This window comes from Pseudomonas sp. Sample_23 (genome assembly GCF_004307595.1).
GTDB lineage: Bacteria > Pseudomonadota > Gammaproteobacteria > Pseudomonadales > Pseudomonadaceae > Aquipseudomonas > Aquipseudomonas atacamensis.
The window spans coordinates 170,073-192,697 of the sequence record NZ_RCNX01000048.1; the positions used below are offsets into that span (position 1 = coordinate 170,073).

A 22,625-nucleotide genomic window follows, 5' to 3' on the forward strand; every position below is an offset into this window, starting at 1 on the left:
TCGATCAGTTGGTGACTGCAACATGCACAGCGCCGCTGTCCGAAGTGCCGTCGCTGTTTTCTACTTTGACGACCAGTGAAATCTGATCCGTAAGGCTCATCGGCCGCCAGTGAGCCTGGTATCGCCCGCTGTGATCGGTAAACGACTCAGTGAACGGTGCTCCATTAGTGGAGACAAGGATTTTCCGTCTGGGCATGGGCTCTCGCCCCTCCTTGGCCACAATCAGCGCGGTCATGGAGACGTAGGTCTGCAAGGGGACCGGATTAGGCGACGCAACAACGGATTCCACCGCTGCTGCACGCTCAGTGACGGTCAACCAGAGCGTTTTTACCACCCAGCCAGCCAAACCACCCTTTACCGACGCCCGCAACGCAGCCTCGCCTGCTCCTTCCAAGACAATGCGCGCCGTTGCCTTGCCTTCGGCATCCGTCAGGGTTGTCGGCAGCGAGGTGCGGTCGTACTCCCACATCACTTCGACATTGGCCAAGGGTTGCGCGGTACTCGCTGACACTACCAGGACTTGCGCGGTCATCTGTTGCCCCGGATACCCGCTCGGATAATCGCTGACCAGTTCCTTGATCTCCCGGGGCTCGTGCAGCAAAAACGCTAAGGAAATCGACTCCGAATACAGCGCATCGCCCACCGTGGCGGTCAGTTGCGCCGCACCCGGTGTTGTCGGCACGAACCGTATCCGCGCTTCACCGTAGAAGTTGGTAGTGGTGGTCACCTCACCAAGGTCCGGACTGCGCCAGACAACCTTCATCCCTACCATCGGTCTGCCACTGATGCCCGACACAATGGTGATCCGCTCAGATACAGCCTCGCCCCAAAACAGCGTCTGACTGCTGCGCGAACGATCCGCAATTTTTACCACCTGCGCGCCTTGCCCCAGCGACATCGCAATAACTGGAGAAAGCCTGGCCAACCGCGCCGAGGCAAAGCGCAGGCCGAAACTCCCGTCCTTGAGGTCGCCCGCGTTGAACCGATAGGTCATTCCAGCTTCCGAAAAAAACCTGGGATCACCCAGACGTGGTTCCTCGAAGCGCAAGCCCAATTCCGCCGGCCCGGTGCCGGTCATGCCCAGTGTCAGATATTGGTCATGCAGCGCACTGCCAGGCGGAGCACTCACGCGCAATTGGTGCTGCCCCTTGCGCCGGGGGAATTCAGCGCTTTCACCCAGTGCCTGAAACGGTCGGGAGTCGAAACTGTATTCGAATCCGTCCCACGGATCCCGTTCCAGCGCTAGAACCTGCATGGAGCGGCGCCCTTCAAAACGGTCATAAGGGCTGATAACCGCCGCTGTCACCACATGCTCACCTGCCGTGGTTGGCGCAAAGGGAAAACCACTCCAGCCGTCGGCCCCCGTCCCGTGCACTTCGGTGCTGCCGTCGGCTGTCCATTGAACAGCCACTTGCTCCAGAGGGAGGTCGGGACGATAAGGGGAGCGTACCTTCAGCCACATCCACGCAGGATCCTGCCCAATGACCGGATCCACCGCAGATGCACGGACGTCTTCGATCGTGATTTTATTGTGGGCCAGGGTCATCGTATTGATGTCGCTCACGCCAAAGAAACTGATAATGAACTGAAGTTTGAAAACCCCGGGTTTGGTACTTTTTGAACAGTCCAGCGTCCAGGTAAACCCGCTGTCGTCCACAACATTTTCGCTATTGGGGGGTGGGCTCAACTCGATTCCGAGCTCTGCCGCCGAGCTTCCCCTCCACAGCAAATCCATGGGGATACCCACTAAAGGACTCAGCGCATTGGTGCGGAAGATATAGCGATGTATAGCGCCAATACACGGAAAGAGCGGCTGCCCCCTGAGATCGGTCATCTGATCCAGGACCACGGTCATTTCTTCATGGAGGTCAGGTGATAACAGTCGGCAAGAAAAATCCTTGTTCGTGAGAGTGTCGGTGAGCAAACTTACCTCGAAAATACTGCTGGTACTTTCGATACGATCAGAGCTGAACAACCAACTCAGATCTTCCCCTTCGCGCAATATTCTCGGCATATCAAGGTCGCTCACCGCAAGCCCGATCTCTGGCTTTGCGTTGCGCCAACCGAGCGTAATTGCCTCGCCAATCAGCGGGCTATTCTCATATGCACGGACCGTCAGGATGTGCGTCTTGCCTCGCTTGCAAGCGATTCCGTCACTGGAAATTTGAAAGCCATCAAACGTGATCCTGACCTTGTCCTTCCACTCGTCTCGTGCAAACGCCGTGACCGAAAACGTGTGTCCATCTGCCGGCCCGCCTTCGTAGGCTCTCACACTGGCGGTAATCGTCTCGTTGCTCAAAGCCTTCAACGGCCAGTAATACAGGCTGGCCCAGCCACCACTGCCAGTACGAGACCTGACAATACCCTCGGGGGTTTGCCAGTCGACGAACGCATCAATTACTGGCTCACCGGCACCTTTGTCAGTGACATGCACCACCTGCACTCGCATCAAGGTCTTTTCGTAGTTCTCGACAACCGGCGAAATATTCGGGCCGCGCGTGTCAGCGATCCTGACCTTGTTGCGCGCCAGCGACATGGGTTTACGCGGCGATGGCAGTAACAACTTCGAGCAGACCAATGACAGTTCGAAGCGACCATCCAGCCAGTCCTCGCAGGCCAGCGTCCAGAGACTATCGTCGCCGTTGAAAGCGACCGGTTGCTGGAGTGGCGGGTTGACCGTGACCTTCAACTCTTCATGCCCGACGCCGCTCCAGTGCAGCGATAGATCAGTCGCCAGCAAAGGGCTGTCGGCGGGCAAGCGCACGATGAAGGGGTAATCAGTGCCGCGATTGGGATAACCGGTCGCGTCCCACAGGGTTACCTGCTCTTCGACAACGCAACGCAAGTCCCGCCAGGGGTCGGTCGCCAGCACCGTGACTGGAAATTCGTGAGTCACCTCGCCATTGCCGTAATAAGCGCTGTCGACCGACGCTGTGATGACAAAATCGCCGGCTTGCTCAGGGACGAAATCGAAGTAAGCCAGGCCCTGTTCATCAGTGACTGCGGTGCCCTGCACGCCCTGCCCGATACTCGTCCACCTGACCTCTCGACCATCAAGCGAACGGCCGGTGTAGAACGAAAGGACCTGCACGCCCAACCGGACGCTTTGTGCATACTCGAGGACGGGGTAATACGCCGCGGTCTGCACTTCGCGAAGCGCCAATCGATGATGCCCCAGCGACACGTCAATCGCATAAGGCTCGGTGTTGTACTGGTTCACCAGGTTTATTGTGAAGTCATGACTTTTCTCTTCTCCCATATCCGGGCAGTCGAGCGACCACTGCGACAGCAGCGGTTGATCGACTCCCCAGTCAGGGGTTGCCTTGACTGCTTCCAATGGGTTGCCCTGAATGATCAGTGCGATATCCGTACCCAGCCAGACGCTGCCGTCTACAGGGGTAAAAGACAGACGATGCGCAATGTACAAAGAGCCGTCCGGGTCATCGCCAAGGGAAGCGCCCAGGCAAAGGTGTAACGTCTGGCCTGGTGGCAAAACTTCGTCATCCAGTCGCACCGTCTGCAGTTGCAACGGTTCAAGCTTCAGTTGCAGGTCGATTCGAGTGATGCAGATTGTCGAACTACGGTCGCCCGCGTTGCGCGGGACACCGCTGACCTCGAAGCTCAATTCGTCATCTTCGACGAACGCCAATTGGTCCAGTGATCTTTGATACACCCGCGGCTTGAATTCCAGCGGCTGCTCCGCCCCCAGTCCGGCGTCTTCGTGCACCTGTTTCCGGCCTTCTTCTGCCGTGAGTTCGATGCTCATTAACACATCGCCGCTCTTGCGGATGTGCAACCAGCCCGATTCGCCCGACCATGAAACTCCGGGCCGCAGTTCGCATAGAAACGTCAGTTCGTAACCCGCGCGGGCGCCGGGGGTCTTGGGTGCCTTGATTACCTGTGTAGCCGAAGCCCCGACACCGACCTCCATGAAATTGACTAACTCGTCAGCATAGAATTCTCTCGCCAGGCCAATCATCCCGCTGGGGCGCCACTCTTTGAGCCGATCGTTGAAGTCACCATTGAGCACCAGATTCTGATTGTTTTGCACGACGGGATCATTCATGGTCGCCTGCTCCTTCGACTGGCATCTTCAAACTGGCGTTTTCAGCCTTGGTAACCAGGTCTGTGACTTTTTGGGCGAACGTCGGCTCGCCGGCTTTGGCGCTGTAGCGCACGCGGATAATGATATCGGTCAAGGATTTGAGCATTGCAGCTTGTGGCTGTTTTAGCGGTCGAGGAAAACTCAGTCGCCAGTGGGAAACCGCACCCGTGCATTCAAACGGGTTGAGTAAACCTTCATCAGGTTTCTGGTGGGTCAGGCCACTGTCGGAAAGCCCTACCGATAAAACGATCTGCTGAGCGCTGCGCAGGTTGAACACCAGATCGCCAGGTACCCCTGAGGTCGGCGTATGCAGGTACTGCACAGACTGTGTGGTGGGCCGGGTCGCCGTCACGCTACTGATCTGCAGCAAGGTTGCCCGGACATCCTCGTAAGGACCGGTCAGAACAGGCAGATCCACCTCCACTGAACTGATCTGCCTGCAGAAATGGCCGGGGTAATCCCGGTCGAACAGCAACTGGGTCAGTCTGAACTCCAATACACCTGTTGCCATCAATTGCTGGTGTGCATCTGCCCAACTGCTCACGCCCTCTTGAGGCTCGATGCCGTCGTCGCACAACTGCCGCAAGGAAACTGTTTTGACCAGCTCCAGCCGCCGCTCGTAGCTTTGCAAGCGCCTGCGTTCCTGGTCCAGCAGATACATGTGCAACTGTTCGCCAGAGCCCAGACCATAACGGTGATCGAGCCAGGCCTGAGGCAAAGGGACCGGTGCATCATAATCGCCGGTTTCAGCAGCCAGCGAAGCCTGCGCACTGAGGCACAGACTGACGACCGCGTCGTACGCCTGGTAGTGCAGGGCTTTTAGCTGGCCAAGCATCCAGCCGAACAACTCGGCATTGCTCGCGCGTTTTTTGAGGAAGTTGAACATGGTCAACGCTTGACTGTTGGCCCGAAGCGTCTGTTCAAGGCTGGATCTTGCTGCGTTGACCGCATGGCTTTGCGCTTCGATCTGCGCATTGATTGCGCCCACCTCCGCCAGCGCCTGATCGCGTTGCAGCGCCCATTCAGTGCGGCGGCGACGATAGCCTTCGGTCGTGGCTTGTCGGTCGGCGTCGATTTGCAGCAGTGACGAAGAGACGTCAAAACCGAAAGCCATTGCATCGAATGCGTGTTCGGGCTTGAAGCCACCGTTGGAAGTACCATAGATTTTCGGCAACGCCGCGATGACGCCCCCTGCCACTCTGACGGCTTTGGCCTGCAGGGCTGATGTTTTCGACTGCTGCAGGCTGGCCATGACCTGGTACTCGATCGGCGAAACGTTCTCGTTGTAACGCGTTGCATAGGCATCGGCCCGCTCCTGCGCCATTGCCCGGCTTTGCTGAAGCGCTGTTACATTCGCCTCCAGTTGGGCGATGGATTGTTCCTGCACCGTTTCGGCGTAACGGCCCAACTCCAGCAGATGGTTCTGCTGCAGTTCTTCTTGTTCGGCACGGTCGCGTTGTTCAAGCAGTCGCAGCACCAGACTGCCGAAATCCCGCAGACTCTGTACCCCACGCAGTGCGACTTCGAACGTGACACGCCAACGGTAGGCATTGACCACCAGCCGCCCCCCCATCGGTCTGGGTCCGGCCGCGCTGCCAGCGGCCAGATCGCGGAGCAATTGCCTGGGATCCGTCATCGGGCTGAACAGCAATATATCCAGCGGTTTGCCATCGATGGTGAGATTGTCGCGCAGGTAACCAAGCCGTTGCTGCGGCCTTGCAAACAGGTCGAGCAGCGATTGATTGATCGGAATTTCAAAAGGTTTGCTTGCCACCAATCCCAGCATCGGCGGGGTATCGGAAGCGATCGGGTAATCCGCCAGGTTGAAATCCTGCGTATTTTCAAGCGCTTCAAGAGGCGGTCGTGAATCACTCTGGGCCAGAAGGTTTTCAACGGTGGCGGTCTGCCAACGAGTCGCTGTGTCGGCGGTGGGCGCCTTGCCCATCAGAAACCCGGCCTGGACGTAGCAAAGCTTGGCGGCCACCAGACTGTCACGGGTCAATTGGCGGTAATACCAATCGCCCCACGCCATCAGGTTTTCCACATAGTCAGTGAACATCAGGATCTGAAAATGCGCGGGTGCGGCATAGCCAATGGCATCCGGATCAGAGGGATTCAGGATTTCCCACCCCGGATTACTTCCCGCCCCCTCTATATCCAGGGGCCGGCAACGCCAGTACGCCGGTTTCGGGTTCATGATCGGGACCGGCGGATCTTTCCGATCCTGGGTTGCCTGTGGATCGAACACGTAATGCAGCCAGTCCTGCGCTTCCTGGAAGCGCTCTTCATCACGCAACCGGGTGGCAATCAAATGCGGCAGGTGAAAAAACAATTCCCAGAAATTCAGACCGTTGGCACCGTTGAAGGGACCATTGAGTTCAACAAATTCTGCGCCGGTCGGCGACGGTTCGAGAATGAACTGGTTGGACCAGTCCAGCACGGCGTCCACGGAAATATTCGAACGCCTTACCAGTTCCGAACCGAATAATGAATTGAGCCGAACGTATTTCAACGCCAGTCCAGCTTGATTGAATGACAGGAACTGTGCCGTGCCTGCACTGCTCCTGTGCAGAGTTGGCGGGACGAAGTCCATGAGATCGACAATCGTCAGGTCGAACTCTTTCTGTCCTGTAGGGGAACTGGGAGAGGCGAATAAGACCGTGACTGGCGTAGCCCATGTGCCTTTCGCCCGCCGGGAAGTCCACGCTTGAGTTGTCCAGCCACCGCTTGCATCCTGGAGTTCACTAATCGGCGGCGGATCGATATCAGACGATCCCGTCACTTGCAGCACCATATTCAACATAGCGCTTTCAAGTCCCGTGGGACTGCAGAAACCCTGCACCGTCAGCACATCGTTGTCATCGACGCGCGTTGCCATAACGTTCAGACCAAGATAGGGGGTCAGAGAACCATGGTTCGTTATGCGAGGGACAGCAGTAACCTGAATGTCGAGCGGGTGCTGAACCGTATCGCTGCTGACGAATCGCTCCTTGAGTGCCAGATCCAGCCACGCGCCACCGTCCAGAAGGGGGCGCATCAGCACGTCGTAAATCGCATGCACTTCCAGATCCGTTTCAGCAGAATCTTCCGGTGGAGAATCTGCGGGTGACCTCTTAGAGAACTTGCCACTTAACAGAATCCCCAACTTGCCCTTCGGATTAAGGTAATCAGCATGCACAGTCGCAATCAGTCGGGGGGGGCTCGCCAAAAGCTTGTCCTTGCACTCTGAACTGTGCACACACAACGGCGCCGACCACTGCCCGTTCTGTGTCATGAATGCCAGATTGATCACCAATTTGCTCGGGCTGAAAGCCTCCGCTGCGCTGCCGACGACCGCGTCACGCCATTCGGCCCAGACCACACATAACCGGCCATTCCAGAACACCGGGCGGATATCCAGCACTTGATCGGCGGTCGGGATTTCCACGGCTTGCCATTCACTCCAGACCGCCGGATTGACCGCTACGCTGGTTACGCCCAGTTCGATCTCGGCCTTGCGCCAGAAATACTGAAACGGCTGCACCCGCTGCCGCCCCAGGAAGTAGTAATCGGCTTTGGCCGGTGTCATGCCATCCATGAAACAGCTGATCACATCGAGATCGCAGATTTTTTCGAATGCCTGTAGATACTCCTGCAGCGCAGCCTGCACGGTATCGTTGTTCAAACGGGCCTGGTTAAGGTTGTTTTCCAGATTTCTGAACAGACTGGTTTTGCGCAGTCGCACTGATGGAATGATGAAATTTTCCGGATAGCATGGAATTTTTTGCATCGCCGCCCAATCGGAATAATTGCTGTAAAAAATCCATTCGTGCAGATGACGCTTGTCGAACTCATGATCTCCAAAGCCTGGCTCCAGCTTTCGATACACCGCATGAATGTACTGCTGCACACAGCTTGTCGCTTCGGCAACTCTGGAACTCTTCACCTGATAGGTGTCAAGCGGGTCGATGCGCAGCAATTCAAACAGATCGTCAGGCGTTTTCAGAAACGGGTATCGGGTATTGGCCACTTGACCAATGCAGTATTCGAGCAGGGCCGAGCGACGTTTTTCCAGCAGCCCGCCAATGTTACTCAGTGCCATGATCTCGCTCCTTGGAATATGGCCCGGGGACAAACGTTCGCCAGGCAGTACGCAACGTCCTGCCACTAGCTCCGGGCGAACGTGATGGCATTGGTGAATATTCTTTCGCTTTCCCCAGACTGAGTGCGAACACTGAACACGAATGTGCCGCCCGTCCTGCTTGAAACAAAAACCCGTGTAAGCCCCTGCTGATCAGTAAAACCCTGCGCCGGCCGAATAGTGACGGCATCCCTCTTCTCGGGCGCTTCGATTGTCCAGAACCACTCCACCAGCGAGTTCTGTCCGCGGTTTCCGTAGGCGTCTTCCAGCACCGCATAAAGTTCTACTTCATGGCCGTATTCCACTGTATCCAGAGGCGTAGGTGAAAGTTCCTCAAGCGGGAAAAACAGCGTAGCGAAATCGGCCGTGATCTCGATGGAAGGGGCATATTGCGGCTCGAACAAATCCAGCCAGAGCAATGGCGTGTCGTGACCCATGACATTGCCGGGAATAAACTCGGCCACAAGCGTCCCGTCGATCAGGGTGGTGTCGTCCTTAATGGTGCCCAAAGTGGCGCGCCAATGGACGGTGACGCCACTCAGCGGCTCCCCGTTGGCGTCTTTGAGGGTCACCTTGTAAGTGACTTTTTCGCCTGGCTTATTGGCCACAACGGTGCTGTTATCCACCACTTCGCACGTCATCGTGACCAGCCCTGTGACGTCGCCCGGTGCATGCACAATTGGCGCCTGCGCACTGGACTCGCCGAGCAGGGCATGTTCAGCGGCCTTGGCGTAGGAACTTTTGTCGACCGTCTCGGGCAGATTACCGATCAGAAAAATCGTTAACGCATCCATACCGGTCGCGGTGGACAGCGTCAGCACGCGCATCAACAAATCGAGCTGGCTGAGGTTCTTCAGAATCCCGTCGGCATCGATGCGGCTGACACATTCGCGCACTTCCTGCACGCTCCAGCCAAAAAAATTCGCCAGCTTGATGGCAGACGCCTGTTGCGCAAGCCTTTTCGCATCACCGCTGACTGCCGGCAATGCGTTGACCTGACGCAGGTAATCCAAAAGCTTCTGTGGCGATTGGCCGCTCGCGGCTGAGGCGAGGGCAAAAGCGCGAGTGAGCGTCGTCAGGTAATAAAGAGTGCGCACCGTCAACGTATGTTTGTCGGCCTGAACAAGCCAGTCCGTGTAGCCGCTATCCAGATATTCCTGCAACAGCGCGGCGCTTAACCCAAGTGTCGACACCACCTCACTGCGCCGACGAATTTCAGCCAGCAGATCAAATGATGCGCTTGCGGCTCGGTCGCGTGTACGGCCGGACGTCTCGGCTTGCATATCGGTTCGCTCCAATACATGCAGGAGTAATTGATGCACCGTGACGCCTGCCCAATCCAGGACCAGCAACGCTTGATCCACACCCACGCCGGCGTATGCCGCCAGCGTCTCCCTTACCAGCGAAGTCTGAGCATCGCGCATCTGTAGAAAAGCACTGACCATGCTGGTGATGATGTTCTGCCGCAATGCTGGCTCGATCTCACCCAAGGCGCTATTGACCGCCCATGAGATTTTTTGAAGGACGAAGGCCGGATACGTCTCAGCGCCTTGCTCATAGGGCAGGATCAGACCATACAAATCGGTTATCGGCCCCAGGCTGTCGGCGGACGTCGCGAGGAATTCGATCCAGTCAGTAGCACCGGCGGTCGGTACGCCAGCCATGAGGAAAGTGCTATTGGACAGCTGTGCCGTCGGCAGCAAATTGCGAATCTGCTCGAAAAACTGCTCATCCTGTTCGGACAGTTCCTGTACCGGTGGCGCGTCGACCGCATGCTGCAACATCCACGACACCGGCAGATTGTTTTGCGCGCACCACTGCACGCAACTTTGCATAGCCTCGATCAGTTCCAGCGCATCCGGTAAACCGTCCGGAACATCGTGAATGACAGGGACACCGGCGAAGCGGTTGATCCACTCATCGCCGCCCAGCATCGACAGCATCAGTACACCTTCAACCGGTGTGATGTTCAACAGCCGGGGCAGCGACACCAAACGATAAAAACTTGAGATGGTCGCTGCATTGCGATTCAGTGTTTCGGTCAAGCCATAAGCCTTGGCCACTGTTTTCGCCAGAACGTAATAAGTCTGCGGATCAATCGCCAGGCCACTGCAGAGCTGGCTGATCGTCAGATCCACCATGCCAGGCACAGGTGTTACCGCAAACGCACCGTTGTCGAGCTTGAAAGGTTCGCGATAGCCTGATTCGAAATTGAACAACTGATCGAACTGCGAAAGCGCTTCGCCGCGGCCATAAACCGACATCTCACCGATAAAAACCGCGAAGTCCGCGGCAGTGCATTGGTAGCGCTCGCGCAACTTTTGAAACAAGCCAAGTGCATGCACGACGCCATTGGTTATTTCCATTTTGTCTGAAGAGTCTTCAGGCCGATTGCCGAGCGCTGTCGCCCTCATGGCAGCTGCCAACACTACGTCTACCTGATCGAACGGCAATCCGGTCCAGCTCGCCAGGCGCACCATCCGATTCAGTCGGTCATAACGATTGAACCCGATGGACTCGTCGGGATTTGCCGTCAATCGATGCCGAAGCTCGCTTGCATTATCGATACGCACCGCCGGCGCAGTGTTGTCATTGATATAGATTGACCCCGAGCGCTCGCTTTCCGGATGCTCGGGCTTGTCATCTATATAGGTGACATTGCTCGAGCGCACCGGAGCAAAGTCGCCAATCGACAGCAGGGCTTCGATCTGCCGACTGTCGAGCTTGGTGCGCTCACCCAGGAACACCACCTGATTGAGGAACAGGTATTCGTCGAGCTTGCTGGTACCAAAGTTTTGCGCAAAGAAACTTTCGCGATCTTCGAAATCCGCCCGGGTTTCTGTCAGCAACAGGCGCTGATAAGGGCCAAGCCGCGAAGCATGGGCGAAACCCTTTGCAGTATTGGCACCCCGACCATTGGTTTGCAGAAAATACGGATAAGAGAGGTCGACCCGGTGCTCAAAGTCGCCCACCGACAGATCATGAACCTGCGCGATACCATCAATCGTGACCCAATGCTGGTAATAAGGCAGGCCGTTGGGGTAGCGAGCTGCGATCAGCGCGTCTTCGATCGAATCGACATCCGTATTCGCCGCAATGAATTTCTCCAGCACCTCGACGATGATGTCCACAGACGAGATCGACTGATAAACCGCATTGAAGTCGACGCTCAGTGCCAGCAAATCCGTGCGCCGGTTATGCAGCGAATATTTTTCTTCCTTGTTGATGCCCTCCAGACGGTCACGAACCCAGCGCAACAAGTCGATCAGATAGGCTACTGGCGACCAGATGGACTCCAGCGCATCTGGCGGGCACAGTGCAGCAAAATCGGTACCGATCAGAGCGTGATAATTGGGACCGTCCACGATCGATAGCAAACCGCTGGAGCTGCGCTTTGGCGCGTCCCTGTTCCCCCTCAGCGTCCTCTCGATAAACTGGCGCCGCTGAGACGTGGCTATGCTGTTGGCGCCGCGCCAGAATTGTTGCGCTTGCTCAAAGCTGAGTTGCGGGTGCTCCTGGAGCATGCCTTGAACACCCTTTTCAACCAGTGAATAAATTGATCCACCGTTTTCCAGGTAAGTCTCGAGGTTCTGCAGTCCGACGTCCTGTGCTCGTTGTTTCTCGCTGAACAACTGGTCGAACAGTTGCAGGGCGGGACGGCGCGAATCAACCATGATCAGATTCCTTTAGGCGACAACTGGCCCGCACAGCCCGACATCCTTCGTCGGGCTGCACATTCAGTAAGTACGATTTAGCGCTGCGAAAGCCGTTCAGTCCACTGTCATTTATGACAGGTTTTATAACCGTTCGTCGGAAGTCAGGCTTGAGGAATTGTTGTGAAAAGCCGCGCGGCTTCGACTTCAAAACGCGCACTGTCCGCCCAATCGGACATCGTCGCGTCATCCGCTGCGTCAGTCAGCGTCTGCCGGAATCGGTACCAGTTACCCGCCAGCGGCAGTGCCCGCGTCGCCTCCCCGCGCCAGTGCTCATCGACCACAGGTGCCTGAGCCAGCCACTGCACGTCCGGGTTGTACCAACTCACGACGGCGCCCACGCCCGGACGGCCCTTGCCGCTGAACTGCACTGGCTGAGTGACCCAGCGTCCCGCCGCCGGCTCGTCGAGGACAGGCACAAAAGTACCCAACATGACCGAGCGCAGGGTTTCAAACGATTCGAAACCGTCCCGGGATGCAAATGCCTCCAGCCGGTAAAGCCCCCCGACCAGCGAACTTGCATCGAGCATCGCTGACCAGGTGCGATTTTCCTGCACGATTCCACTTGCCGGCTCTGAGCGCGTGGCACCGACCAGCGTCACCGTAACCGTATCGCCCGGCACGCCAAAACCGCACACCACCACCTGCTGCCCGATGGCATCGTCCTCGATCGGGGTTTCAATGAAGGGGGCGGCCGGCACGACGTCAAAGTGCAGCGGCTCGCTGTCTTTCGACTCCTGCTGTGTGCCGCTTTCATCCGTGAATCTTTGCCGGGCCCAGATTGTTTTGCTGCCCACCGGCAACGTCACTTCGGCTTGCCAAATACCCTGCCAGTCGACACCGACATTACTGAGCAGAGGTTCGGTGAGCCCTAGCAGACAGACTTCGACAACCCCGCCCCTCATGCCGGTACCCTTGAGCAATGCAGTTCGTGGCAACTTGCCGTTTGGTATCGGCTGGAGAAATTCTGGCGGCAGCAACACCACCGTCAATTCATGCTCGTCACTGTACAGCGACGGTCGACCGTCCAGTGTCTGCTGTGCGTCGAAGGTGTAGAGCCTGAATTCCAGAAGGCTCAGGTCAATCGACCAGTCGCCGTCCTGGCTCAATACTTTCGGCTCTCCCAACGGACGGCCAAAACGTTTGTCACGCAGTTGCAAGGTAGCACCCACCATTCCCATCGTGCCCTCGACCGTTACGACACGGCCGACTTCCGAGCCGTCCGGCGGCTGAGTAATCACTGGCGTGACCATCGGCCTCCTAACAATAAAGGTTCTGGACGCCGGCTCCGAAGTTTGCTGCGCGGCGAGCTGGGTTACCGTGACGGTATGGGAAATATCCGGGGCAAATTCTTTGTCGCGCCTGAACTGCCACGTGCCAGCACTGACGATGCCCTTGTGCACAATGCCGGTTTCGTCGCTGTACTCAATGTTCACGGTTGCACCCGGCCAGCACGTGCCGCTGAACCTGGGCGAAAGTCCGTCATCTTCAGGGTCGTTCAGGCCTGGGGCTTGCGGCGCGATGGTGACTTTCAGCACAAACCAGTTTGGCGACTGATGACCGTCGAGAAATTGCTTTATGTGTACCTCACGCTCGAACGACGGTCCCCAGACCGTTGAAGCCTTGGTAGACCATCGCCCGCCGTCGACCTCAGCTTCAGGCGCTTCGAGGTATCCGCTATTGGGCCTGTTTGGATGCACCATGGCTCCGTTGAAGCCTTTGCCGCTGAAGGTCGGTTGGTAGTCCTTGGTGAATTGCACTTCACTGACATCGGGGAGGATGTTTTTGACTTCGAAGGTCAGCGGCAGCGAGTCGATCCAGCCGCCGGCGTTGTCTCTGATCTTCTGGACGGCGTTGATCTCATAGGTGCCAAGTTTCCAGCCCGTTACGGCGGTGCTCCAAGTGCCGTTGCGCTGTACTTGTGCGTTGGGAGGCGCGACCGGCATTGGGCCGGCTGGACTTTCGAGGATAGTGAACTCGATTTCGGTTCTGAGCTTCTCGTCGAAATGTCCGGTGCCGGAAAATGTGATCGTTTCATTGGCTTGCGTGTATGTGACCGTGGGCTTGCCCGTGCGTACCCGTATGCCGAAGGGTTGGCTGGTCAGCGATGTCACTCCCAAATAGGTATGCGTGCCGACAATTGAATGCGGACCAGGTGTCAGCGTGAAAGATGCAGACCATGCGCCTGTGGCGGCATCGGTTGGGATGCTGATTTGAGCTTGGGTGTTTTCCGAACGCACAGCAACAGCACTGGAGATCCCGGCGACGACAGTGCCTGTGAACGTCGATGTCATGTCCACCGTCTGCGTCAATCCAGGAGACGTTATTCGGGGGGGGTCAATGACATAAAAATTTCGTTGGACTGACGGCACAGATGTTGCGCCATCGTATCTTTGACTGGCGACTAGAGAATAATTTTCGCCGAACGCAAACGTATAAGTGCTGGTACCACCCCATGACCCATCAATTTCGATCTTTGCGTCGGCCAATACTTTGATCGATGTGCCTTTGATGTAAACATCCACTCTCGTCATCGCTTGGTGCAGACCGCCTGTACCCGCAAATTGCGGCGTTTGTGTATTTATAACCTGCGGCAACGGCGTGAGCGTTACAGGCTTGAGTACGGTCAGTGACGCTTTCCCCGCGTAGCGCCCCTGCGTACTTCCATACTCCTCACGGATGATGAAATCCTGTAAACCCTGGGGGACATTATCAAGGAGGGTGACAGTCCAATTTCCGTAGCCATTGGTAATGGTCGTTGTGCTCAGTACAGTGCCTGAATTGGGACGCACAAGCGTGATTTTGCTGCCTTTACCGGCGAGGCCTGGAACCGTTGTAGTCACAGTACGATTGCTAGCAATGCGAGCAGCCTTTCTGACCAGCAAAGTCCGCGGTGTCCACCTTGACCATTGATCAACGTAATGCCATCTTCCATCAACTCTGACTTGCAGGTCACTCTCGGGAAGATCTTCGACTCGAATACTGTGCCAGACGCCCCCCAACCATGCACTTTCAGTGATACGCCGGTAGTAATTATCGGCTCCGTGAAAATCCAGATGAACTTTGTGATAGCGGCCATCGTTTACCGGTATACGAAACTTGAAGTCCATCGTGGTATCTACTAACAGTGACCCCGAGCCGGCCTCATACTCCAAATCCGCGACCAAGATTCCCGGCTCTTCGGAAATCGGATCATCGGATTTTTGGGAAGGGCGATGGTCCTCAGGAAACGGGCCATCTTCTGGAGAATTGGAGCCTGGGTTCTCATGGTCGGACATGGTTGAGCTTCCTTATACCGTCGGTATCTGGGTGCCTCATTGAAGAACCGTAAGCACGAAATGACACCTGTAAAACCTGACAGTCCCGACCAGCGGTAACTATTCCCACGCTGCAACATGCTGACGTCCTTCAGCCGTTAACACGCGGCTACATCAGGTTGCGCCGTTGCCTACACATCACTCAGAATCCGCCGGCTTGTGCGCTTTGAAGCTGCCCCGTAACGTGATCCGTGCCGCTGCCAATCAGTGGTCGGGTTTAGTCGCCCGGTAGGCATATGAAGGTGCATAAGCGTCATCCAGTCGGGTAATCCCTATCCCCGCACTTGATGGTGGCTGTGCGCAGGGCGCCTTCGGGCGCGCCGGTAATTCGTATGCCTCCCGGTCGACTAACCTGCGTTCAGCCGCCACCCTTTTCGTTTAGTCGCGAACAGGTATTGGCCCTCATCGAGGCAATACGACAATGATCAAACCAACACCCAATCCCCCTGAAAGCGAAGACTCGACCTCCCCCTACGCTTCCCCCGATTCCACCAGACTCCACGAGGCCGCTGAAAAAGCCCTCGATCACTACCTGAAAAAACCCGGCGCTGCGCCGTCGTGCAATTCCGTCGATCGCGGCATGCAGATGTTCATGGTCGCGCCCGACATCAACCCCGAAGCGATGGCCATTCAAACCTACGAGACCTTTTCTTCGGTCAGCATTCTGCTGCTCGACCTGGCGGACAGCCTCGAGGACAAGCCGCGACATCTGGCGATGGCGATCTATCAGTTGAGCGAGATGGGGTTATTGCTGGCGGAGAAGGCGCTGGATCAGGAGCGGGCGATCGCGGTGGCGTGATGTCAAGATCAAAAGATCGCAGCCTGCGGCAGCTCCTACATCTGGAATGCGTTCCCCTGTAGGAGCTGCCGAAGGCTGCGATCTTTTGTTGTTCAGGCAGAAGCCGGCAACGGCTGAAAACTGAAGTACTGCTTCAGCGCCAGCACCAGCTCGCCGAACTCCGCCGGCGCACGCCGCAGGATGAAACCAGCGTCGTAATGCAGCGGTGTGGCGTCTTCATGGCACCACACGCAGCAGGCGCTGAAATCGATGACTTGCTGGCTGCCATCGCGGGCCGGGACTTTGAGGCGTAACTGGAAATCTGCGCCGATCATCATCGGCAACTGGCTGATCAGCATCAGCCCGTCCGCAGACACGTTGCCGAGAAAGCCGACGGGTTTGTCGGTGATGCTATTGAACACTCTGAGGTAATACGGCAACTGGTGCCGTTCGATCCGGCGGTCGGTAAACATGATGTGCTGTACGCCATGCAGGGCTCCGCCAGGGAGCCGCACCTGTGCTTCGGAACGAGCCTGTAGGCAGGCCCGCTCTCCCCGCTTCCGGTGTGACGGTCGCGACAATCGCCGTCACTTTTACCACTGCCAGTCGCAGGTGTTGCGCCGCCATCGAGACAAGCCTCGCAAGCGGTTTCCTTGACTATAGCGGAGCTTGTACAGACGGCCAGATTTTGTACGACAGTACCGTCAGAAGCGTGTCGGCCGCACCACCGCAGCGGCGCTGCGTGTCGGGTAATGGCCCAGGCTCTGCAAGGTTTCCAGACGCGCGCGGGCGCGGTAGGCGTATTCGCTGTTGGGGTACGAAGCGATGATGAACTGGTAGGTTTGCACCGCGTCGATGTACAGCTTCTGCCGTTCCAGGCACTGGCCGCGCATCATCGACACTTCCGGCCACACGTACGGGCGGGCGCGGCTGGCACGTTCTACTTTGGACAGTTCAAGCATGACCTGCTCGCAATTGCCACGTTCATAGGCGCTGTAGGCGTTGTTCAAATGATGGTTCATCGACCAACGGGTGCAGCCCGTCGCGGCGAGGACGCTGAGGGCAAGGACGGCAATGGGCAACAATCGCATGGGGGTTCTCCTGTCTTGTGCTCTGTATCGACCCCTGGTCGAAAATCTTCAGGCGCGTTTGTCCCGAAGTTGCCACGTTCAATAAAGAAAACGATAAGTAGTGCATTCGAACAATGACTACACCCTTCGAGCATAGTAGCCTCTGCCTGCGCTTGAACTCAGGAGTCTTTGCATGTCCGTCCGTCGTACCAAAATCGTCGCTACCCTTGGCCCGGCCAGTAACTCGCCGGAAGTTCTCGAACAGCTGATTCTGGCTGGTCTGGACGTTGCCCGTCTGAACTTCTCCCACGGCACCCCCGACGAGCACAAGGCTCGCGCGAAACTGGTGCGTGACCTCGCTGCCAAGCACGGCCGCTTCGTCGCCCTGCTCGGCGACCTGCAAGGCCCCAAAATCCGTATCGCCAAATTCGCCAACAAGAAGATCGAGCTGAAGATCGGTGACAAGTTCACCTTCTCCACGAGCCATCCGTTGACCGAAGGCAACCAGCAAGTGGTCGGCATCGACTATCCGGATCTGGTCAAGGACTGCGGCGTGGGCGACGAGCTGCTGCTCGACGATGGCCGCGTGGTGATGCGTGTTGAAACCGCCACTGCCACCGAGCTGCATTGCGTGGTGACCATCGGCGGCCCGCTGTCCGACCACAAAGGCATCAACCGTCGCGGTGGTGGTCTGACCGCGCCGGCCCTGACTGAAAAAGACAAGGCCGACATCAAGCTCGCCGCCGAAATGGAAGTCGATTACCTCGCAGTGTCCTTCCCGCGTGACGCCGCCGACATGGAATACGCCCGTCAACTGCGTGACGAAGCCGGCGGCACTGCCTGGCTGGTGGCGAAGATCGAACGCGCCGAAGCCGTGGCCGACGACGAAACCCTCGATGGCCTGATCAAGGCTTCCGACGCAGTGATGGTTGCCCGTGGCGACCTCGGCGTGGAAATCGGCGACGCCGAGCTGGTGGGCATTCAGAAGAAAATCATCCTGCACGCACGCCGCCACAACAAAGCGGTGATCGTCGCGACGCAGATGATGGAGTCGATGATCCAGAACCCGATGCCGACCCGCGCCGAAGTGTCCGACGTGGCCAACGCCGTGCTCGACTACACCGACGCTGTGATGCTCTCGGCAGAATCCGCCGCTGGTCTTTACCCGCTGGAAGCCGTGCAGGCGATGGCGCGCATCTGCGTCGGCGCCGAGAAGCACCCGACCGGCAAGACGTCCAGCCACCGCATCGGCAAGGAATTCAGCCGTTGCGACGAAAGCATCGCGCTGGCGACCATGTACACCGCCAACCACTTCCCGGGCGTCAAAGCGATCATCGCGCTGACTGAAAGCGGCTTCACCCCGCTGATCATGTCGCGTATCCGCTCCTCGGTGCCGATCTACGCGTTCACCCCGCACCGCGAAGCCCAGGCCCGCGCGGCGATGTTCCGTGGCGTCTACACCATCCCGTTCGACCCGGCCTCGCTGGAACCGCACGAAGTCAGCCAGAAAGCCATCGACGAACTGACCAAGCGCGGCGTTGTGGAAAAAGGCGACTGGGTCATCCTGACCAAGGGCGACAGCTACCACACCACTGGCGGCACCAACGGCATGAAGATCCTGCATGTCGGTGATCCGCAGGTCTGAGTGACCGGCCGCTGAAACGCAAAAGCCCCGCCATGTGAATGGCGGGGCTTTTTGTTGTCTGCATGTCGCTGAAAACCAGTTTTCACAGAACGTCAACTGTCAGTTCTGTCAGTTGTTGCAAGAGCCATTCTTGACTAGCGTGCTACCTCACCACCCAACCACTCAAGACTGGACACGAGTCGTGATCAAGGAGGATTGAAGATGGACGTTGCGGCAAACATCTCGCCAGGTAAATTCGACCCAACGTTTGGCAATCAGGGCGTTGCCACTCCGAAAAAACCTCCCGATTTTTCCGGAAACCTTGTCCTGCGGGGGGTGATGGTCGACAAATCAGGGCGCACCTATATCGCGGGAAGCGTAGGCCAATCGAACGGTGATGCCTACTACTTGATCAGACTGGATAGCAATGGCGTACACGACACTCAATTTGGCCAAAGTGGCTACGTAACCGGTCAATTTGAGGACGGAGAAGGATCGCATTCCTTCGCTAACGAAATAGTGGAACAGGCCGACGGCAAACTGCTGCTCATCGGCAGTTTCTTTCAGGCTAACCTCAAGCGTGCCATAGGAGTCGTGCGTCTCGACGTCGCTGGCAACCTTGATCCGGCATTCAACGAAACCGGCAAAGTCGCTGTTTACCTCACGGATGACGACACGGCACATCAGAAGCACCAGCAACTACCCAACGCAGCGAACTCAAAAACCGCTAGCCAGCGGTCGACCGTTCTGCCTGACGGCAAGATCGTATTGCATACCACCGTAGATCGGGATGGAAACAAAGTGGCGACAGCCGTCATTCGACTCTTGCCTGACGGCACACGGGATATTGAATTTAACGAGGGAGAAATCGCCTATGTTCTCCACCCGAATTTCACTCACACGGAGCTATACGATCTATTGGCAAAACAGGATGGGACCTACGTGCTCGCGGGCTGTGTACGTGGCAATGATCCTTACCGGGCAGTACTCAACCGCTTGACTGCTACCGGGAAAATTGATGACTCGTTCGCCGTTGATGGCTTTGAAGTGATGGATCCGATAGAGAACTCGCTGAGCGTCAATGTCTTGAAAGTTATCGGGCAGACGAATAAGCGGCTGTTATCCGTTGGGTATACCGAGCCTGCACACCATGGCGTATTGATCAGCCGGGAATCCGACGGCAAACCCAACATCCAGTTCAACGCAGGCAAACCACTTCTGAGCAGACTGCAAGGCATTGACACCTTATGGCTTGACGCGTCCATCCAGAGCAGCGGACACATACTTGTTGCCGGGCTGAGTCAAGTGTCCTCTGGTTTTAACCATGTTATTGCCAGATTCACCGATGACGGCAAATTGGACACGGATTTTGCGGATGGCAAAGGCTGGCGAGTGTTCGACCTGGAGAGGGGGATCTGGACTGGGGTTGCAATCGGTGAAGGTAAAATGACGTTCCTCGGCCAAAGGCAAGTCGACGGGCAACGGGTTCAATGCGTCGGCCGTGGATTGATCGAGTGACCTGGCGACGAGTTTACCGGCTGCCCCTGATTGAGAGTTTTATGGTCTGGTCAACCCCTTTCGCGAGCAGGCTCGCTCCCAACTTTGAAATGCGTTCCCCCGTGGGAGCGAGCCTGCTCGCGAAGGCGTCTTGACCGTCACCGAAAAAACCTGCTCAACGCCGCAAACGCCTCCGGCGAACAATGGCGCTCTCATCCAAAACCATCGATCACGGACCATACAATGAACATACAAACATCAAACAGTGCAGGGACCCTGGATTTTGATTTTGGCGAAAATGGGGTCGCGATGATTACCGTGCCGCCATACCCGTCAGCAAGCATCCACGGAGTGGAGATCGGCCCGGATAAAAAAATTTACTTCGTAGCAGCTCAACCTGTGCCATTCCCGACCCAATACATACTCGGCCGGCTATTGAGTGACGGTAAAGTGGACACCGATTTTGGTGAGTCCGGGTTGGTCATAGGTAATTTTCCGGGTTTTGCACTAAGCACGAATGGAGTGCAGTCCTTAACCATCCAGCCTGACGGAAAAATAATTGTGCATTGTATTGTTAAAGGTTCTGCAGGCCAGAACGCCGCGGCTTTTTGCCGCTACGACGCTCAAGGTCAGCCGGATACGGATTTCGGTACAAACGGCCAAACCGTACTGGATATAATTTTATCGCCACCGGCCGTAGCCCCCTCTACAGTCAAGCCTCAATCCTTCGAGGGGAACGCCGCCACACCGCTCAGTGTAGAAGTTTTGCCCAACGGCAAACTACTTGCGTCCCATTATTACAGTTTCGACTGGCAGCAGAGCCATGGCCTGATTATCCGACTCAACGAAAACGGAACGCTGGATACGGATTTCAATCAGATTGGCTACATCGCGGTAATTCATCCCCGATATTTGCTTGGTAACACCGTTCTGCTCAATCTAATGGTACAGGCTGATGGCAAATATCTTGGATGCGGCAATGTCGGGGAACTTTCAGATCCATTCAGTTCGGCCATGTTTGTGCGTTACGACACCTCGGGTAAGCTCGATAGGACATTTGGTGAGGGTGGTTTCGTTACTATCGCCAGCGATGCGCATTCACTTCTGATTCGCAGCATGGTATTGCAACCCAACCAGCACATTCTGGGTGTAGGTTATACAACAGGCGAACCCGCCGTACTGATCAGCATCAAGGCCAATGGTGAGCCGGACGGTGAATTCAATGGCGGCAAGCCCCTCTTTACCAAACTTGAGGAAAGCGCTTTCACCACTTGGCTAGTCGGACGTATTCAAGCGGACGGAAAAGCTGTAGTTGCCGGGGGAGTCAGAAGTGACAATGAAGGATATATTGTCATCGCGCGATTTATCGATGAGCAATTCGACCCATCGTTCAATTATCCGCACGGCTGGGTTCGCACTGAGTTGGGAAGCGGTTTGCACGTAGCAACTGGTTTGACATTACAGGAAGACGGCAAGATTTTGATTTGTGCTCGCCTGCCTGACGGAAAAATCGGACTGTTGCGCTACCACGCCTGATAGGTGGGAGTCCCGCTGTATAAACGGCGGGACGCTTTGTCAGGTGATCCAGAAGGTGGGGTGACTTATCGAAAGCGATTGGCCCAACGACGCTCTCAATGCCGTTGGACAAATCCGATCAGCGCCGCCACCGCCTCCGGCGAACGCAGGCGCTGGGTGAACAACGCACCCTCCTCCTCGATCACCTTGCGTAGCAGATCCCGATCCGGCGCTCGCATCAATTGCTTGCTGATGCGCACCGCTTCGGCCGGCAATTCATCAAACCGCAGCGCCACTTCTCGCGCCTTGCTCAACGCCGCTTCACCGCTGTCCAGCGCTTCGGTGGCGATCCCCCACTGCGCAGCCTGTTCGCCGTTAAAGCCTTCCCCAAGCAGCAATAACTCAGCCGCTTTCGCCTGCCCGAGCAAACGCGGCAGGATCAGGCTGGAACCGAATTCGGGACACAATCCGAGATTGACGAACGGCATGCGCAGCCTGGCGTCGCGGCTGACATAGACCAGATCGCAGTGCAGCAACATCGTCGTGCCGATGCCTACCGCTGCACCAGCGACGGCGGCGATCACTGGTTTGCGGCATTCGAGCAGGTTAAGCATGAAGTGGAACACCGGGCTGTCGAGGTCGCTCGGCGGTTGCTCGATAAAGTCGGCGATGTCGTTGCCGGCGGTGAAGCACTCGGCACTGCCAGTGATCAGCACGGCGTTGATTGCCGGGTCACCGTCGGCCTGTTTCAGTGCTTCGGCGAGGCGGCTGTACATGGCGCGGGTCAGGGCGTTTTTCTTGCCCGGGCGGTTGAGGCGCAGGGTCAGCAAACCGCGTTCGCGTTCCAGCAGGATGGCTTCGGTCATGGCGTGTCTCGCGTCTGAAA

General features: G+C 56.9%; 11 protein-coding genes. 4 read left to right on the forward strand and 7 right to left on the reverse strand.

The window, feature by feature from the left end:
• Positions 1-4: 4 nt before the first annotated feature.
• The 4 genes from D8U82_RS13335 to D8U82_RS13350 all read right to left on the reverse strand — a co-directional run bounded on the left by D8U82_RS13335 (position 5) and on the right by D8U82_RS13350 (position 15,216).
• A complete protein-coding gene (locus D8U82_RS13335) occupies positions 5-4,066 on the reverse strand; it encodes an Ig-like domain-containing protein (protein WP_130902323.1) in 4,062 nt (1,353 codons plus the stop codon).
• Complete coding sequence (locus D8U82_RS13340) at positions 4,059-8,186, reverse strand: neuraminidase-like domain-containing protein (protein WP_130902324.1); 4,128 nt, start codon at positions 8,184-8,186, stop codon at positions 4,059-4,061. The genes D8U82_RS13335 and D8U82_RS13340 overlap by 8 nt, the downstream gene beginning before the upstream one ends.
• A 65-nt stretch (positions 8,187-8,251) precedes the next feature.
• On the reverse strand, positions 8,252-11,899 hold the full coding sequence (locus D8U82_RS13345) for a Tc toxin subunit A (protein WP_130902325.1): 3,648 nt from the start codon (positions 11,897-11,899) through the stop codon (positions 8,252-8,254).
• 143 nt (positions 11,900-12,042) lie between these two features.
• Complete coding sequence (locus D8U82_RS13350; protein WP_130902326.1) at positions 12,043-15,216, reverse strand: hypothetical protein; 3,174 nt, start codon at positions 15,214-15,216, stop codon at positions 12,043-12,045.
• A gap of 460 nt (positions 15,217-15,676) precedes the next feature.
• Here D8U82_RS13350 and D8U82_RS13355 point away from each other — a divergent pair, with 460 nt between their 5' ends.
• Positions 15,677-16,054 carry a DUF6124 family protein gene (locus D8U82_RS13355; RefSeq protein ID WP_130902327.1) on the forward strand — a complete coding sequence of 126 codons (378 nt, stop codon included), beginning with the start codon at positions 15,677-15,679 and terminating at the stop codon, positions 16,052-16,054.
• 92 nt (positions 16,055-16,146) lie between these two features.
• On the opposite strand, the gene D8U82_RS13360 is transcribed toward D8U82_RS13355, so the two are convergent.
• Both D8U82_RS13360 and D8U82_RS13365 read right to left on the reverse strand, forming a co-directional pair.
• Entirely contained in the window at positions 16,147-16,506 is a 360-nt protein-coding gene (locus D8U82_RS13360; protein ID WP_125917092.1) for a PilZ domain-containing protein, read from the reverse strand.
• Between the two features lie 231 nt (positions 16,507-16,737).
• Positions 16,738-17,124 (reverse strand): tetratricopeptide repeat protein, encoded by a 387-nt coding sequence (locus tag D8U82_RS13365; RefSeq protein WP_125917090.1) that lies wholly within the window; start codon positions 17,122-17,124, stop codon positions 16,738-16,740.
• Positions 17,125-17,296: 172 nt separating this feature from the next.
• Here D8U82_RS13365 and pyk point away from each other — a divergent pair, with 172 nt between their 5' ends.
• The 3 genes from pyk to D8U82_RS13380 all read left to right on the forward strand — a co-directional run bounded on the left by pyk (position 17,297) and on the right by D8U82_RS13380 (position 21,760).
• A complete protein-coding gene (gene pyk / locus D8U82_RS13370) occupies positions 17,297-18,748 on the forward strand; it encodes a pyruvate kinase (protein WP_024014116.1) in 1,452 nt (483 codons plus the stop codon).
• A 201-nt stretch (positions 18,749-18,949) separates the two neighbouring features.
• A complete protein-coding gene (locus D8U82_RS13375) occupies positions 18,950-20,245 on the forward strand; it encodes a hypothetical protein (protein WP_130902328.1) in 1,296 nt (431 codons plus the stop codon).
• Positions 20,246-20,467: 222 nt separating this feature from the next.
• Positions 20,468-21,760 carry a delta-60 repeat domain-containing protein gene (locus tag D8U82_RS13380; protein ID WP_130902329.1) on the forward strand — a complete coding sequence of 431 codons (1,293 nt, stop codon included), beginning with the start codon at positions 20,468-20,470 and terminating at the stop codon, positions 21,758-21,760.
• Between the two features lie 95 nt (positions 21,761-21,855).
• Here the strand turns inward: D8U82_RS13380 and D8U82_RS13385 are convergent, their stop codons facing one another.
• The gene (locus D8U82_RS13385; protein WP_130888868.1) at positions 21,856-22,605 is read right to left on the reverse strand and encodes an enoyl-CoA hydratase-related protein; all 750 of its coding nucleotides are present in this window, start codon (positions 22,603-22,605) and stop codon (positions 21,856-21,858) included.
• Between the last annotated feature and the right edge of the window lie 20 nt (positions 22,606-22,625).